The 15,758-nt window shown below is 61.2% G+C and carries 16 protein-coding genes and 1 tRNA gene; all 17 read right to left on the bottom strand.

The features are described from left to right. Window positions 1-12: 12 nt before the first annotated feature. Window positions 13-318, bottom strand: coding sequence for an NADH-quinone oxidoreductase subunit NuoK (gene nuoK / locus AWB68_RS17740; RefSeq protein ID WP_007588140.1), 306 nt, complete (start codon window positions 316-318; stop codon window positions 13-15). A gap of 20 nt (window positions 319-338) precedes the next feature. Further along, entirely contained in the window at window positions 339-1,028 is a 690-nt protein-coding gene (locus AWB68_RS17735) for an NADH-quinone oxidoreductase subunit J (RefSeq protein ID WP_087645654.1), read from the bottom strand. A 168-nt stretch (window positions 1,029-1,196) separates the two neighbouring features. Further along, window positions 1,197-1,685: an NADH-quinone oxidoreductase subunit NuoI gene (gene nuoI, locus AWB68_RS17730; RefSeq protein ID WP_087645653.1), complete on the bottom strand. Its 489-nt coding sequence runs from the start codon at window positions 1,683-1,685 to the stop codon at window positions 1,197-1,199. Window positions 1,686-1,703: 18 nt separating this feature from the next. Then, on the bottom strand, window positions 1,704-2,768 hold the full coding sequence (gene nuoH / locus AWB68_RS17725) for an NADH-quinone oxidoreductase subunit NuoH (RefSeq protein WP_087645652.1): 1,065 nt from the start codon (window positions 2,766-2,768) through the stop codon (window positions 1,704-1,706). Beyond that, on the bottom strand, window positions 2,769-5,105 hold the full coding sequence (gene nuoG / locus AWB68_RS17720; protein WP_087645651.1) for an NADH-quinone oxidoreductase subunit NuoG: 2,337 nt from the start codon (window positions 5,103-5,105) through the stop codon (window positions 2,769-2,771). A gap of 37 nt (window positions 5,106-5,142) precedes the next feature. Further along, window positions 5,143-6,465: an NADH-quinone oxidoreductase subunit NuoF gene (nuoF, locus tag AWB68_RS17715; RefSeq protein WP_087645650.1), complete on the bottom strand. Its 1,323-nt coding sequence runs from the start codon at window positions 6,463-6,465 to the stop codon at window positions 5,143-5,145. Beyond that, window positions 6,462-6,947 carry an NADH-quinone oxidoreductase subunit NuoE gene (gene nuoE / locus AWB68_RS17710; protein ID WP_087645649.1) on the bottom strand — a complete coding sequence of 162 codons (486 nt, stop codon included), beginning with the start codon at window positions 6,945-6,947 and terminating at the stop codon, window positions 6,462-6,464. Before nuoE ends, nuoF begins: the two co-directional genes overlap by 4 nt. Window positions 6,948-7,093: 146 nt before the next feature. Continuing rightward, on the bottom strand, window positions 7,094-8,347 hold the full coding sequence (locus tag AWB68_RS17705; protein ID WP_087645648.1) for an NADH-quinone oxidoreductase subunit D: 1,254 nt from the start codon (window positions 8,345-8,347) through the stop codon (window positions 7,094-7,096). A 9-nt stretch (window positions 8,348-8,356) separates the two neighbouring features. Then, entirely contained in the window at window positions 8,357-8,959 is a 603-nt protein-coding gene (locus AWB68_RS17700; RefSeq protein ID WP_087645647.1) for an NADH-quinone oxidoreductase subunit C, read from the bottom strand. A 19-nt stretch (window positions 8,960-8,978) separates the two neighbouring features. Further along, the gene (locus AWB68_RS17695) at window positions 8,979-9,458 is read right to left on the bottom strand and encodes a NuoB/complex I 20 kDa subunit family protein (protein WP_006052903.1); all 480 of its coding nucleotides are present in this window, start codon (window positions 9,456-9,458) and stop codon (window positions 8,979-8,981) included. A 61-nt stretch (window positions 9,459-9,519) separates the two neighbouring features. Continuing rightward, the gene (locus AWB68_RS17690; protein WP_087645646.1) at window positions 9,520-9,879 is read right to left on the bottom strand and encodes an NADH-quinone oxidoreductase subunit A; all 360 of its coding nucleotides are present in this window, start codon (window positions 9,877-9,879) and stop codon (window positions 9,520-9,522) included. A 173-nt stretch (window positions 9,880-10,052) separates the two neighbouring features. Then, window positions 10,053-10,137 (bottom strand) — tRNA-Leu (locus tag AWB68_RS17685). Window positions 10,138-10,263: 126 nt separating this feature from the next. Next, window positions 10,264-10,626: a preprotein translocase subunit SecG gene (gene secG, locus AWB68_RS17680; RefSeq protein ID WP_087645645.1), complete on the bottom strand. Its 363-nt coding sequence runs from the start codon at window positions 10,624-10,626 to the stop codon at window positions 10,264-10,266. Between the two features lie 83 nt (window positions 10,627-10,709). Next, entirely contained in the window at window positions 10,710-11,483 is a 774-nt protein-coding gene (tpiA, locus tag AWB68_RS17675; RefSeq protein ID WP_087645644.1) for a triose-phosphate isomerase, read from the bottom strand. Between the two features lie 150 nt (window positions 11,484-11,633). Continuing rightward, window positions 11,634-12,659 carry an NAD(P)H-quinone oxidoreductase gene (locus AWB68_RS17670; RefSeq protein WP_087645678.1) on the bottom strand — a complete coding sequence of 342 codons (1,026 nt, stop codon included), beginning with the start codon at window positions 12,657-12,659 and terminating at the stop codon, window positions 11,634-11,636. A gap of 159 nt (window positions 12,660-12,818) precedes the next feature. Beyond that, window positions 12,819-14,963, bottom strand: coding sequence for a polyribonucleotide nucleotidyltransferase (gene pnp, locus AWB68_RS17665; protein ID WP_200828725.1), 2,145 nt, complete (start codon window positions 14,961-14,963; stop codon window positions 12,819-12,821). Window positions 14,964-15,279: 316 nt separating this feature from the next. Beyond that, window positions 15,280-15,552, bottom strand: a complete 273-nt coding sequence (gene rpsO / locus AWB68_RS17660) for a 30S ribosomal protein S15 (protein WP_087645642.1) — start codon at window positions 15,550-15,552, stop codon at window positions 15,280-15,282. Between the last annotated feature and the right edge of the window lie 206 nt (window positions 15,553-15,758).

The following is a 15,758-nucleotide window of genomic DNA, read 5'->3' as shown; positions in this document are numbered from 1 at the left end:
CCTAGCCTGAATTTAACCTTTGAGCTGGTCGAGATCCTCGACGTTGATCGTGTCGAGGCTGCGGAACAGGGTCACCAGAATCGCGAGACCGATCGCCGCTTCAGCGGCGGCCACGGTCAGCACGAAGAACACGAAAATCTGGCCGTGCACATCGCCGAGATAATGTGAAAACGCGACGAAATTGGTGTTCACCGCAAGCAGCATGAGTTCGATCGCCATCAGGATGATGATCACGTTGCGGCGGTTCAGGAAAATCCCGACGATGCTGATCGCGAACAGGATCGCGCCAAGCACGAGGTAATGGGCAAGACTCAACATTTTTCTTCTCTCCTTCCCGCTCAGCCTTTGTGGTCGACCGTGCCCGCACCGACATTGCCGGTCACGGGAGGATTGGTCGTCGCGTCGGGCGCTTCCGTTTCTGACTTCATCTTGACGATGCGGACCCGGTCCGACGCGCGCACCTTGACCTGATCGCCGATCTTCTGGCGCTTGTTGTCCTTCTTTTCGCGAATCGTGAGCGAGATCGCAGCGATGATCGCGACCAGCAGGATCAGGCCCGCGATTTCGAACGCGAAGATGTAGTCGGTGTAGATGACCTTGCCGATCAGGCCGGTGTTCGACATCATCGCCCCGCCGCCGACGCCGGCGCCCGCCGTCACGTCGTGCACCGGCGTGACCGTGGCGCCATAGCCGTGCCACAGGATCAGCGCGGTCTCGATGATGATGATCGCGCCGACGATGCTCGCGAGCGGCACAAATTTCTTGAAGTCGCGATGGAGCACGTCGAGGTTGATGTCGAGCATCATGACCACGAACAGGAACAGCACCATCACGGCGCCGACATAGACGAGAACCAGCAGGATCGCGAGGAATTCGGCCTGGAGCAGCATCCAGATCGCGGCCGCGTTGAAGAACGCAAGCACGAGAAACAGCGCGGATGCCACCGGATTGCGCGAAGTGATCACCTTCAGCGCCGACACGGTCAGCAGCAGCGCGAAGATATAGAACAGTACGGTCGTGAATTCCATGATTACCGGTTCATCGTTAGGCCATCATCAGGCGTTGTGTCTGGACATGCGCGCTTCGTTGCGATGGATCAAGGCAACCCGGCGCGCGCGCCGCAACAGCAGGTGTATTCGTTTCGAGCGGGAACGTCGTTCTGATTCTTCCCCGCTCTCGTGCACATCAGCGCAATCTCAACGATAAGGCGCGTCAGCCGCCTTCGCCGCCGCGATTTCCGTCTCATAACGGTCGCCGACGGCAAGCAGCATGTCCTTCGTGAAATACAGGTCGCCGCGTTTCTCGCCGTGATACTCGAGGATGTGCGTTTCGACAATCGAATCGACCGGGCAGCTTTCTTCGCAGAAGCCGCAGAAGATGCACTTGGTCAGGTCGATGTCATAGCGCGTCGTGCGTCGCGTGTTGTCGGCGCGCGTTTCGGATTCGATCGTGATCGCGAGCGCCGGGCACACCGCTTCGCACAGCTTGCATGCGATACAGCGCTCTTCGCCGTTCTCATAGCGGCGCAGTGCGTGCAGGCCGCGGAAGCGCGGGGAAATCGGTGTCTTCTCTTCGGGGAACTGCACGGTGATCTTGCGCTGGAACACGTAGCCGCCGGTCAGCGCGAGGCCCTTCAGCAGCTCGGTCAGGAAGAATGTCTTAAAAAAATTCTGAATTGCGGTCATGGTTATTTCATCCGCCCTTTATTTCCAGATGTTCAGCGGCGACATGATCCAGAAGCCGACCACGATCACCCACACCACCGACACCGGCAGGAACACCTTCCAGCCGAGACGCATGATCTGGTCGTAGCGGTAACGCGGAAACGTCGCACGCGCCCAGATGAAGATCGACAGCAGGAAGAAAACCTTCAGCACGAACCAGAAGAAGCCCGGGATGAAGTGCAGGAAACCGAATGGCGCGTCCCAGCCGCCGAGGAACAGCGTGGTTGCGATCGCCGAGATCACGATCATGTTGATGTACTCGGCGAGGAAGAACAGCGCGAACGCCATGCCCGAGTAGTCAATCATGTGGCCCGCGACGATTTCCGATTCGCCTTCCACCACGTCGAACGGATGGCGGTTCGTTTCGGCGATGCCCGAGATGAAGTACACGACGAACATCGGCAGCAGCGGCAGCCAGTTCCACGACAGGAAGTTGACACCGAAGCCCGCGAAGATACCGCGCTGCTGCGACGTCACGATGTCCGACAGGTTCAGCGAACCCGCGACCATCAGCACGACGACGAGCGCGAAACCCATCGAGATTTCATACGAGACCATCTGCGCGGCCGCGCGCATCGCGCCGAGGAATGCGTACTTCGAGTTTGACGCCCAGCCCGCGAGAATCACGCCATACACGCCGATCGACGAGATCGCCATCACGTACAGCAGGCCCGCGTTGATGTCGCCGAGCACGGCTTGCGCCTGGAACGGAATCACCGCCCACACGGCGAACGCGGGCACCACCGTCATGACCGGTGCGATCAGGTAGATCCACTTGCTCGCCTGCAGCGGCTGAATCACTTCCTTCAGCAACAGTTTCAGCACGTCGGCGATCGGCTGCAGCAAGCCCATCGGACCGACACGGTTCGGGCCGAGCCGTACGTGCATCCAGCCGATGAGCTTGCGTTCCCAAAGGATCAGGTACGCCACGCACAGCAGGATGACGACGGAGACCACCAGGATGCGGACCAGCGCCCACACCGTCGGCCATGCGACGCCGAGAATCTGCGTGCCGCCCGCGTTGATCGTATCGAACAAGCCCATTTACGCCTTCTCCACTACCAGTTCACCGAACAAGCCGCCGAGCGCGGCGCCAGCCGTCGTACTCGCCGACACGCGGACCACCGTTTCCGCCAGGTTCGCATCGCGAACCGCCGGCAGGACCACCGAGAGGTTGCCTTGGGCGACGCGCACTGCGTCGCCGTTCTTCAGGCCGAGCTTGTCGAAGAGCGACGTCGGCAGGGCGGCCACGTTCGCGTCGCGAGCTGCCGCCGTCAGATGCAGCGATTCCGCGCGGCGCGACAGTGCATCCGCATGATAGATCGGCACGTCGGCGAGGCGTTCGAACGTGCCTTCGCGCGTTGCGGCAGCGGTCTTGCGCTGCGCAGCGACACCGGTCTTGTTCGACAGGCGCGCAGTCAGATCGCCCGTGCCGAGCGCCGCGTTGCGAACTTCCTCGGCGGTATCGAATTCGAAGCCCGGCAGGCCCAGTACGCTGCCGAGCACGCGCAGCACCTTCCAGCCCGGACGCGTCTCGCCGAGCGGACGCACGACGCCATTGAACGACTGCGCCGTACCTTCCGCGTTGACGAAGGTGCCCGACGTTTCCGTGAACGGCGCGATCGGCAGGAGCACGTCGGCGTAATCCGCGCCGTGCCTGAACGCCGACAGCGCGACGACCATTTCCGCCTGCTTCAGCGCGGCGAGCGCTTGAGCGGGATTCGCAGTATCGAATTCGGGTTCGACGTTGAAGAGCACATAACCCTTGCGCGGCTGCTCGAACACTTCGCGTGCGTTCAGTCCGCCTTCGCCCGGCAATGCATCGACGAGATGCGCGCCGACCGTGTTGGCCGCTTCCGTCAGGAAGCCGAGCGTCGCGCCGGTGCTGTCGGCGATCCATTGGGCCGCCGCTTGAATCTGGGCGAAATCGGGGTGTTGGACCGCACTGTTGCCGAGCAGCACGACGCGCTTCTCGCCCGCCGACAGCGACGCCGCCACATCCTTGGCAGCCGCCGACACTTCGCGGCCCGCAAACGCATCCGGCAATTCGACGCCGCGCGCTTCGGCAACCGCCGCAGCGATGCCCGCGAGTTGGTCGAGCCACACCGAAGGCGCCGCGACCACGCGATGCGCGGCCGGGATCAGCGAGTCGTCGTTGCTTGCATGGAGGAACGTGAGCTTCGCGCCGCTCTTCGCGGCCTGACGCAGACGCGCGGCGAACAGCGGGTGATCGCGACGCAGGAACGAGCCGATGACAAACGCGGTGTCGATGTTCGTCAGATCCGCGATCTTCACACCGAGCCACGGCACGCCCACGCCCACAGGCGCCGAGAAATCGCTCTGACGCAGACGGAAATCGATGTTAGGCGTGCCAACGCCCTCAGCCAGTTGCTTCAGCAGATACAGCTCTTCGATCGTGCTGTGCGGCGTAGCCAGCGCAGCAATGGCATTCGCGCCGTGATCGGCCTTGATGCCCTTGAAACCCTTCGCGACGTATTCGAGCGCCGTCGGCCAGTCCGTTTCGAGCCACTTGCCGTCTTGCTTCAGCATCGGCGTGGTCAGGCGCTCGGCGCTGTTCAGCGCTTCGTACGAGAAACGGTCCTTGTCCGAGATCCAGCACTCGTTGATGGTTTCGTTTTCCATCGGCAGCACGCGCATCACGCGATTGTTCTTCACCTGGACGACGAGGTTCGCGCCAACGGAATCATGCGGGCTCACCGACTTGCGGCGCGACAGTTCCCACGTCCGCGCGCTGTAGCGGAACGGCTTGCTCGTCAGCGCACCGACCGGGCACAGGTCGATCATGTTGCCCGACAGTTCCGAATCGACCGTCTTGCCGACGAACGACGTGATTTCCGAATGCTCGCCACGACCCAGCATGCCGAGTTCCATCACACCGGCCACTTCCTGGCCGAAGCGGACGCAACGCGTGCAGTGGATGCAGCGCGTCATTTCTTCCATCGAGATCAGCGGGCCGACGTTCTTGTGGAACACGACGCGCTTTTCTTCGCTGTAGCGCGACTGCGACTTGCCATAACCCACCGCCAGATCCTGCAACTGGCACTCGCCGCCCTGATCGCAGATCGGGCAATCGAGCGGATGGTTGATCAGCAGGAATTCCATCACGGACTGCTGCGCTTTCACGGCCTTGTCGGACGTGGTCCGCACGATCATGCCAGCCGACACCGGCGTCGCACAGGCGGGCACGGCCTTCGGCATCTTCTCGACTTCGACGAGGCACATACGGCAGTTCGCCGCGATCGACAGCTTCTTGTGATAGCAGAAGTGCGGAATGTACGAATCGACCTTGTGCGCAGCCTGGATCACCATGCTGCCTTCAGGCACTTCTACCGTCTTGCCGTCAATTTCTAGTTCAACCATGATGGGGAATGGTCCTTAACCTTTATATCGCGCCTGATCACGCGGTAAGCGCTTCGGACGCCGCGTGGTGCGCGTGCCCGCCGACGAGACAATGCTTGTGCTCGACGTGATATTCGAATTCTTTCCAGAAGTGCTTCAGCATGCCGCGCACCGGCATGGCGGCTGCGTCACCGAGGGCGCAAATCGTGCGGCCCATGATGTTTTCGGCAACGGAGTTGAGCAGATCCAGATCTTCCTTGCGGCCAAGACCGTGTTCGATACGGTGCACGACGCGATAGAGCCACCCCGTGCCCTCGCGGCACGGCGTGCACTGACCGCAGGATTCCTCGTAGTAGAAATACGACAGACGCAGCAGCGAACGGACCATGCAGCGCGTTTCGTTCATCACGATCACCGCGCCCGAGCCCAGCATCGAGCCAGCTTTGGCAATCGAGTCGTAGTCCATGTCGGTGGCGAGCATCATGTCACCCGGCACGACAGGCGCCGACGATCCGCCCGGAATCACCGCCTTGATCGACTGGCCGCGCACGCCGCCGGCGAGTTCCATCAGCGTCGAGAACGGCGTGCCGAGAGGAATCTCGTAGTTGCCCGGACGATTGACGTCGCCGGAGATCGAGAAAATCTTCGTGCCGCCGTTGTTCGGCTTGCCCATCTCGAGGTAATTCTGCGGACCGACTTCCAGAAGGAACGGGACGGCTGCGAACGTCTCGGTGTTGTTGATGGTCGTCGGCTTGCCGTACACGCCGAAGCTCGCCGGGAACGGCGGCTTGAAGCGCGGCTGGCCCTTCTTGCCTTCGAGCGATTCGAGCAACGCCGTTTCTTCGCCGCAGATGTACGCGCCGTAACCGTGGTGCGCGTGCAGTTCGAACGAGAAGCCCGAGCCCAAGATGTTCGCGCCGAGATAGCCGGCCGCGCGGGCTTCTTCGAGCGCCGCTTCGAACACCTTGTAGACTTCCCAGATCTCGCCGTGAATATAGTTGTAGCCGACGGTGATGCCCATCGCATACGCGCCGATCGCCATGCCCTCGATCAGCGAATGCGGATTCCAGCGCAGGATGTCGCGATCCTTGAACGTGCCCGGCTCGCCTTCGTCCGAATTGCAGACGAGATACTTCTGCCCTGGAAACTGTCGCGGCATGAAGCTCCATTTCAGGCCGGTCGGGAAGCCCGCACCGCCACGGCCGCGCAGACCCGACGCCTTCACTTCGGCAATCACCTGCTCGGGGGGAATCTTTTCTTCGAGGATCCGGCGCAACTGCTTGTAGCCGCCGCGCGCGACGTAGTCTTCGAGATGCCAGTTCTCGCCGTTCAGGCCGGCAAGGATCAGCGGTTTGATGTGACGATCGTGGAGAGACGTCATTTCGAAAGTTCCTCGATCAACTGGTCGATCTTCTCGCGGCTCATGAAGCTGCACATGCGATGGTTGTTCACCAGCAGCACCGGCGCATCGCCGCACGAACCGAAGCACTCGCCTTCCTTCAAGGTGAACTTGCCGTCGGCAGTGGTTTCGCCGAAGTCGATGCCGAGCTTCTGCTTCAGGTACTCGGCGGCGCTGTCGGAGCCGCCGTCCGGGCCCAGTTGGCACGGCAGGTTCGTGCAAAGCGTGATCTTGTGCTTGCCGACCGGCGACGTCTCGTACATCGTGTAGAACGTCGCGACTTCCTGCACGGCAACGGCCGGCATGCCGAGATAGTCGGCGACGAACTGCATCAGCTCGGGCGACAACCAGCCGTGCTCTTCCTGTGCGGTAGCCAGCGCCGACATCACCGCGGACTGCTTCTGGTCCGCGGGATATTTCGCGATCGCACGATCGATTTCTTTCAGGCCTTCAGCTGAGATCATTTTCAGACACGACTCTTTCAATTCCTACCGAACGAAAACCTGCCGCGCCCTTCTTGTTGCGGCAGACCTGGCGTCCTGCTGTTGCTTGTTCGCCTGTTCGCGCGGCGTAAGTGTCAGCGCGCGCCTTGCAAGCGACCGAATTTGGATCAGCGATCGATCTCGCCGAACACGATGTCCTGCGTACCGATGATCGTCACTGCATCCGCGATCATGTGGCCGCGCGCCATTTCGTCGAGCGCGGCGAGATGCGCGTAACCGGGTGCACGAATCTTCAGGCGATACGGCTTGTTCGCCCCGTCCGACACCAAGTAGATGCCGAACTCGCCCTTCGGATGCTCGACGGCGGCGTACGTCTCGCCTTCGGGCACGTGGAAGCCTTCAGTGAAGAGCTTGAAGTGGTGAATCAGCTCTTCCATGTTGGTCTTCATGCCAACCCGCGACGGCGGTGCGACCTTGTGATTGTCGATCATCACGGGGCCGGGATTCTTGCGCAGCCACTCGATGCACTGCTTCGCGATTCGCGTCGATTGACGCATTTCCTCGACGCGCACCAGATAGCGGTCGTAACAATCGCCGTTCACGCCGACCGGAATGTCGAAATCGAGCTGGTCATACACTTCGTACGGCTGCTTCTTGCGCAAGTCCCACTCGATGCCCGAGCCGCGCAGCATCGCGCCCGTCATGCCGAGTTGCATCGCGCGCTCGGGACTGACCACGCCAATGCCGACCAGACGCTGCTTCCAGATGCGGTTGTCGGTGAGGAGCGTTTCGTACTCGTCGACGCAATGCGGGAAGCGCGTAAAGAAATCGTCGATGAAGTCGAGCAGCGACCCCTGGCGGTTCTCGTTCATCCTCGAGAGCGCCTTCGCATTGCGAATCTTGGACGCCTTGTATTGCGGCATTGCGTCAGGCAGATCGCGATAGACGCCGCCCGGACGATAGTACGCCGCATGCATCCGCGCACCGGACACCGCCTCGTACACGTCCATCAGATCTTCGCGTTCACGGAACGCATACAGAAACACGGCCATCGCGCCGACGTCGAGCGCGTGCGAGCCGATCCACATCAGGTGGTTCAGCACGCGCGTGATTTCGTCGAACAGCACGCGAATGTATTTCGCGCGCACCGGCACATCGATGCCGAGCAGCTTCTCGATCGCCATCACGTAACCGTGCTCGTTGACCATCATCGACACATAGTCGAGACGATCCATGTACGGCACCGACTGGATGAACGTCTTCGTTTCGGCGAGCTTTTCGGTCGCGCGATGCAGGAGGCCGATGTGTGGATCGGCGCGCTGGATCACTTCGCCATCGAGTTCGAGCACGAGGCGCAGCACACCGTGCGCTGCCGGGTGTTGGGGGCCAAAATTCAGCGTGTAGTTCTTGATCTCTGCCATGGCGTTCTCTTAGTGTTTCAGACCGCCATAGCGATCTTCGCGAATCACGCGCGGCGTGATTTCGCGCGGCTCGATCGTCACTGGCTGATAAACCACGCGTTTTTCTTCCGGGTCATAACGCATTTCGACGTAGCCCGACACCGGGAAGTCCTTGCGGAACGGATGGCCGATGAAACCGTAGTCGGTGAGAATGCGGCGCAGGTCCGGATGCCCTTCGAACACGATGCCGAACAAGTCGAACGCCTCGCGCTCGTACCAGTTCGCCGACGACCACACGTCGACGACCGACGGCACGATCGGCACTTCGTCGTCGGGTGCGAACACGCGCACGCGCAGACGCCAGTTGTTCGAGATCGAGAGAAGATGGAGCACGGCGGCGAAACGCGGGCCCTCATAGGCGCCTTCGCCGTAAGTCGAGTAGTCGACGCCGCACAGGTCGACGAGTTGTTCGAAGCCGAGCTTGCGATTGTCGCGCAACTGGAGCGCGACTTCGGCATAGTTGCTCGCCTTGACGACAATCGTCAGTTGCCCAAGCGCCTCGGTGATGCTCTGAAGGCGGTCGCCAAACGCCGCCTCGAGGTTCGCTTTAAGGGTCTCGAGTTTGCTTGCCATAGTTGGGGAGGCTCAGGCCTTATTGACGGGCGATGGTGTTGGTGCGGCGAATCTTCGCTTGCAACTGGATTACGCCGTAGACCAGCGCTTCCGCCGTCGGCGGACAGCCCGGCACGTAGACGTCGACCGGCACGATCCGGTCGCAGCCGCGCACGACGGAATACGAGTAGTGGTAGTAGCCACCGCCGTTCGCGCACGAACCCATCGAGATCACCCAGCGCGGCTCGGCCATCTGGTCGTAGACCTTGCGCAGCGCGGGCGCCATCTTGTTGCAAAGCGTGCCGGCAACGATCATCACGTCCGACTGGCGCGGACTCGGACGAAACACCACGCCGAAACGGTCGAGGTCGTAGCGGGCAGCGCCCGCATGCATCATCTCGACCGCGCAGCACGCGAGACCGAACGTCATCGGCCAGAGGGAGCCGGTGCGCGTCCAGTTGATCAGCTTGTCAGCCGTGGTGGTGACAAACCCTTCCTTCAAGACCCCTTCGATACTCATTTGCTTTCCACTCCAGATGAGCCGCCAGCCAAAGCCGCCCATGAATCCGGTGATTTAACAGTCATTCCCAGTCGAGACCGCCCTTTCTCCAGATGTAGGCGAAACCGAGCAAAAATTCGAGCAGAAAAATCATCATGGCCATGAAGCCCGGCCAACCGATATCGCGCAGGGCCACGCCCCACGGGAACAGGAAAGCGGTTTCAAGGTCGAAAATAATGAACAGAATGGCGACGAGATAGTAACGCACATCAAATTTCATACGTGCGTCTTCGAAGGCTTCGAAGCCACATTCGTACGGTGCGTTCTTTTCGGTGTCAGGCCTGTTGGGACCGAGGAGCTTGCCGATACTGACCAACGCTATGCCTAAACCAGTGCCCACCAGGAGGAACAACAAGACGGGGTAATAGGGTGCGAGGTTCAAGGCTATCCTCAAATCGGTTGGGTCAGTTAATTGATACGGGCGTTTCAGCCGGGACAGACCACCCGGTCAAGAATTTCGCTTCGGATCGCTCACGAACACAATCGGATCGTAAGCATACTCCAGAAGTGACAATGCCAGCCGAAGCGATGCATGCGGCTGGCATTGGATAACTTTGGTGCCGACGGCGAGACTCGAACTCGCACAGCTTTCGCCACTACCCCCTCAAGATAGCGTGTCTACCAATTTCACCACGTCGGCACTGTCCTGCAATCCGGGAAAACAACTTCTAATTGCCGCGAATCGCTTCAAGACTTGAATTATAACTGGGCCCAACGGTTTGTTCAACGCACAAAAAGCGAATTTCGCGAAAAATTTATTTCAGCATCACTTGGGTACATCGGCGCCCGGCGCCGAGGAAACAACCGGTGCCGAAGCCGGCGCAGACCCGGCAGTAGCCGACGCGGGAGCCATCGCAGCACCACCCAGCACGCCCGCCGACGCTTGTGGTTTATAGCTGCCAAGGTAGGTCAGCGTCAGCGTCGAGATGAAGAACACAGCCGCGAGAACCGCGGTCGTGCGTGAAAGAAAGTTCGCCGAGCCGGTTGCGCCAAACAGGCTGCCGGATGCACCGCTACCGAACGCTGCGCCCATGTCGGCGCCTTTGCCATGCTGCAACAGCACAAGGCCGATAACACCCAACGCCGACATCAATTGGACAACGATGATCAAAGTCTTCAAATACAGCATTTCCACTCACCTGGATCTTTAATGTTGACGCGACACCGATGCGTCGCGCTTCCTGCTTTCCTTCGCCTGAACGCCAGTTGCGCTCAGTTCGACACATCCTGTGCCGCCTGGCAGATCGCCAGAAAATCCTTTGACTTCAACGACGCGCCGCCAATCAGGCCACCGTCGATATCCTGCTGCGCAAACAACTCCTGCGCATTCTCCGGCTTGACGCTGCCGCCGTAGAGCAACGGCACGCCAGCGACCGCGGCACCCTTTTCGGCGAGCTTCGCGCGCAAGAACGCGTGAACATGCTGCGCTTCCGCAGCGCTCGCGCTCTTGCCGGTGCCGATCGCCCAGACGGGTTCATAGGCAACGACGATGTTCGTCGCCTGCTCCTCCGTCAGCACCAGCAGCGCCGCTTCGAGTTGCGTGCCGACGACCTGTTCCGTGACACCCGTGTTGCGCTGTTCGAGGGTCTCCCCGACGCATACGATCGGCGTGAGGCCGAACTCGAGTGCGCGGCGGGCCTTTACAGCGACGAGATCGGAGCTTTCGCGATGATACGCGCGACGCTCGGAATGTCCGACGATGGCATAGGTTGCACCGAAGTCGGCGGCCATCTCCGCCGCAACCTCGCCCGTATACGCGCCCTGCGTATACGCCGACACGTCCTGCACACCCCAGGCGACGACCGATCCGCTCAACAACGCTTGCGACTGCGAGAGATACGGAAACGGAACGCAGACACCGACACGCACTCCGTTTTGCAAAGCAGAAGCGCCCGCAGCCACCTCGGTCAGCAACGCGCCGTTCTCCGCGAGGCGTCCATGCATTTTCCAGTTCCCAACTACTAGTTTCGCTCGTTGTTTCGACATGTGTCTCGCCGCTTGGCGGCCTTGCCGCCGCGCTGTTGGTATGGTTTCGGTCTATTCGCTCATCGAGCGCGCCGCCTGAATCGCCCGCAAAACATGCAATTTTACTGTGTCGCGGCAAATCCGGTCAAACCGGCGGAAAATCTCGCGCGCCTACGCAACCTGATTCCAGTCCAGAACGATCTTGCCAACGTGCGTGCTGCCTTCCATCAACGTGTGTGCCGCTGCGGCGTTTTGCGCGGGAAACACCTGATGGATGACCGGTTTGATGCGCCCCGCCTCGATTTCCGGCCAGACGCGCTCTTTCAGTTGAGCGGCGATTTTGCCCTTGAACGCGATCGGGCGAGGACGCAGCGTCGAACCAGTGATCACGAGCCGGCGGCGCAGCACGTCGTTCAGATTGATCTCCGCCTTCGCGCCGCCGAGCAGCGCGATGACGCAGACGCGCCCGCCATCGGCGAGCGCCTTCAGTTCGCGCGGCAGATAATCGCCCGCGACCATGTCGAGAATCACGTCGACGCCGCGATCGTTCGTCAGCGACTTCACCACTTCGACGAAATCTTCGGTCTTGTAGTTGATCGCACGCTCCGCACCCAGTTCTTCGCAGGCGCGGCATTTCTCATCGGTGCCGGCCGTTACGAACACGCGATGCCCGAGCGCTTTCGCGATCTGGATCGCCGTCACGCCGATACCGCTCGACCCGCCCTGGATCAACAACGTTTCTTCCGCGCCGTTTTCCCCCGCGCCGAGATGCGCGCGCTCGAACACGTTGCTCCAGACGGTGAAGAACGTCTCCGGGAGCGACGCCGCCTCGACATCCGACAGGCCTTTCGGCACCGGCAGGCATTGTTCGGTCGGCGCAACTGCGTACTCCGCATAGCCGCCGCCCGCGAGCAGCGCGCACACGCGATCGCCCTTCTTCAGACCAAACGGGTTGTGCTTCGAATCGAACGCATCGTCGGCGGCATCGACGATTTCGCCCGCCACTTCCAGCCCCGGCAAGTCAGACGCGCCCGGCGGCGGCGCATAGCCGCCCTTTCGCTGAAACACGTCCGGACGATTCACGCCCGATGCCGCGACCTTGATCAGCACCTCGCCCGACTTCGGCGCGGGCATCGGACGCTCGCCCAGTTTCAACACCTCGGGTGCGCCAAATTCAGTGATTTCGATCGCTTTCATCTGCTTCCCCTTCGAGTCGGATTCGCCGGCAGTCATGTGCGGGATTGGTAACCGGATGGAACTGTGGACGCAAGCAAAGCTTAATCCACACTGCCATCGAGTCAGGCAAAAAAACGGCCGGTGCGCGAAAAACGCGACCGGCCGTCGTGACACTCCGTCTTAGTGCTGCGGATGCGTCGGTTCTGCGTGCGGCGTGCCTTCATTCAGCAACGCCTTCGCCGACAGGCGCACACGCCCCTTCTCATCCGTCTGGATGACCTTCACGCGCACGATCTGGCCTTCCTTCAGGTAATCGTTGATGTCCTTGATGCGCTCGTTGACGATTTCCGAGATGTGCAGCAAGCCATCCTTGCCCGGCAGGATGTTCACGATCGCGCCGAAATCCAGCAGCTTCAGCACCGGACCTTCGTAGATCTGTCCGACTTCCACTTCGGCCGTGATGTTCTCGATGCGCTTCTTCGCTTCGGCCATGCCTTCGCTGCTCGTGCTCGCGATGGTCACGACGCCGTCATCCGAAATGTCGATCGTCGTGTTGGTTTCTTCGGTCAGCGCGCGGATCACCGAACCGCCCTTGCCGATCACGTCGCGGATCTTTTCCGGGTTGATCTTGATCGTGATCATGCGCGGCGCGTAGTCCGACAGTTCCGTGTTCGTGCCCGGAACCGCCGTCGTCATCTTGCCGAGGATGTGCATGCGGCCTTCCTTCGCCTGCGCGAGCGCGACCTGCATGATTTCCTTCGTGATGCCCTGGATCTTGATGTCCATCTGCAGCGCGGTCACGCCTTGCGCCGTGCCGGCCACCTTGAAGTCCATGTCGCCGAGGTGATCTTCGTCGCCGAGGATGTCGGTCAGAACCGCGAACCTGTTGCCTTCGAGGATCAGGCCCATCGCGATGCCCGCGACGTGCGCCTTCATCGGCACGCCGGCGTCCATCAGCGCGAGACAGCCGCCGCAGACCGAAGCCATCGACGACGAACCGTTCGATTCCGTGATTTCCGACACGACGCGAATCGAGTAGCCGAATTCATCGGCGCCCGGCAGGCATGCGGCGAGCGCGCGCTTGGCGAGACGGCCGTGACCGATTTCACGGCGCTTCGGCGAACCGACACGGCCCGTTTCGCCGGTCGCGAACGGAGGCATGTTGTAGTGGAGCATGAAGCGCTCGCGGTACTCGCCTTCGAGCGCGTCGATATTCTGTTCATCGCCCTTCGTGCCGAGCGTTGCAACGACGAGCGCCTGCGTTTCGCCGCGCGTGAAGAGCGCCGAGCCGTGGGTGCGCGGCAGGACGCCCGTGCGGATTTCGATCGGGCGGACGGTGCGGGTGTCGCGGCCGTCGATGCGCGGCTCGCCGTTCAGGATCTGCGAGCGGACGATCTTCGCTTCGATGTCGAACAGCACGTTGCCGACGGTCGCCTTGTCCGCGGCGACCGTGCCCGACGCCGCTGCGTCCTGCTCGAGCGCGGCGGACGTCGCTGCGTAGACTTCCTTCAGCTTCGCCGAACGCGCCTGCTTGTTGCGCAACTGGTAGGCGGCGAGCAGTTCGCCTTGCGCGATTTCCGTCACGCGGGCGATCAGCGCTTCGTTCTTCGGCGCCGGCTGCCAGTCCCATTCCGGCTTGCCGCCGTCACGGACGAGTTCGTGGATCGCGTCGATGGCCGTCTGCATCTGCTCGTGGCCGAACACGACGCCGCCGAGCATCACTTCTTCGCTCAGTTGCTTCGCTTCCGATTCCACCATCAGCACGGCGCGCTCGGTGCCGGCGACGATCAGGTCGAGCGCCGATTCCTTCATCTGCGCGCGCGTCGGGTTCAGCACGTATTCATTGTTGATGTACGCGACCCGCGCGGCGCCGACCGGACCATTGAACGGCAGGCCCGAAACAGCCAGCGCCGCCGACGCGCCGATCAGCGCGGGAATGTCGGCGGGGATTTCCGGATTCAGCGACAGCACGTGAATCACGACCTGCACTTCGTTGTAGAAACCTTCCGGGAACAGCGGGCGCAGCGGCCGGTCGATCAGGCGCGAAATGAGCGTCTCGCCTTCCGACGGACGGCCTTCGCGGCGGAAGAAGCCGCCCGGGATCTTGCCGGCGGCGTAGGTCTTTTCGAGGTAATCGACGGTCAGCGGGAAGAAATCCTGGCCCGGCTTCGCCGTCTTCGCGCCGACGACCGTCGCGAGCACCACCGTGTCTTCGACGTCGACGATCACCGCGCCGCCGGCCTGACGGGCGATCTCACCCGTTTCCAGACGGACGTTGTGTTGTCCCCACTTAAATTCTTTGACGATTTTATTGAACATTGTCACTCCTTGTTCGTTACGCCGCGCCGCGCTCAACCCGAAACATGCCGATGAGCGGCGCTAAGCCAGGCTTTCGGCCGAACCGCGCAAGAAGAGGTGTGTTATGCCATTCCAACGCAACACGACACGCGATGCGCATGACGCGCTGGAATGACACAAAGCTCCGCCGCGAGGCCAGCCGGGTATCGGATTCGATCAGAATCCCGGTGCAACAGATAAAACGCTTGAAACACATGCCGGCCGGTGACCGTTCAAAAACAAAATGCCTGTATCAGCGGACTGACACAGGCATTTCGATGGAACGCTGGCCGATTGATGCCAATTACTTACGCAGGCCCAGCTTCTCGATCAGCGAGCGATAACGGTCGGCGTCTTTGCCCTTGAGGTAATCGAGCAGCTTGCGACGGCGGCTCACCATGCGCAGCAGACCGCGGCGGCTGTGGTGATCCTTCGAGTGAGCCTTGAAATGCAGGGTCAGTTCGTTGATGCGGGTCGTCAGCAGTGCAACCTGCACTTCGGGCGAACCGGTGTCGTTGGCGGCGCGCGCATATTCTGCGACGACGTCGGACTTCTTGGCGTGGATTACTGCGGACATTTGCTTTTCCTTTAAAACAGACAGGCGGTCACGGAAGAAAGGCCGTGCCGTGGTTACGTCGGTTGGTTCGGTGGTTTCTTCGGATTGAAACGGTCTCGTTTGCTGCTTCTGTGCTGCTTATAAGAAGCTCACACGGAGCTTTTATGGCGGACCGGCTCAAAACGAAGGGCGAATTATAGCACAGCTCGTTTGCCCGTCGAAGGTTG

Origin of the sequence: Caballeronia choica (genome assembly GCF_001544535.1) — a bacterium.
GTDB classification, from domain to species: domain Bacteria; phylum Pseudomonadota; class Gammaproteobacteria; order Burkholderiales; family Burkholderiaceae; genus Caballeronia; species Caballeronia choica.
This window is presented reverse-complemented; position numbering and strand designations above follow the sequence as displayed.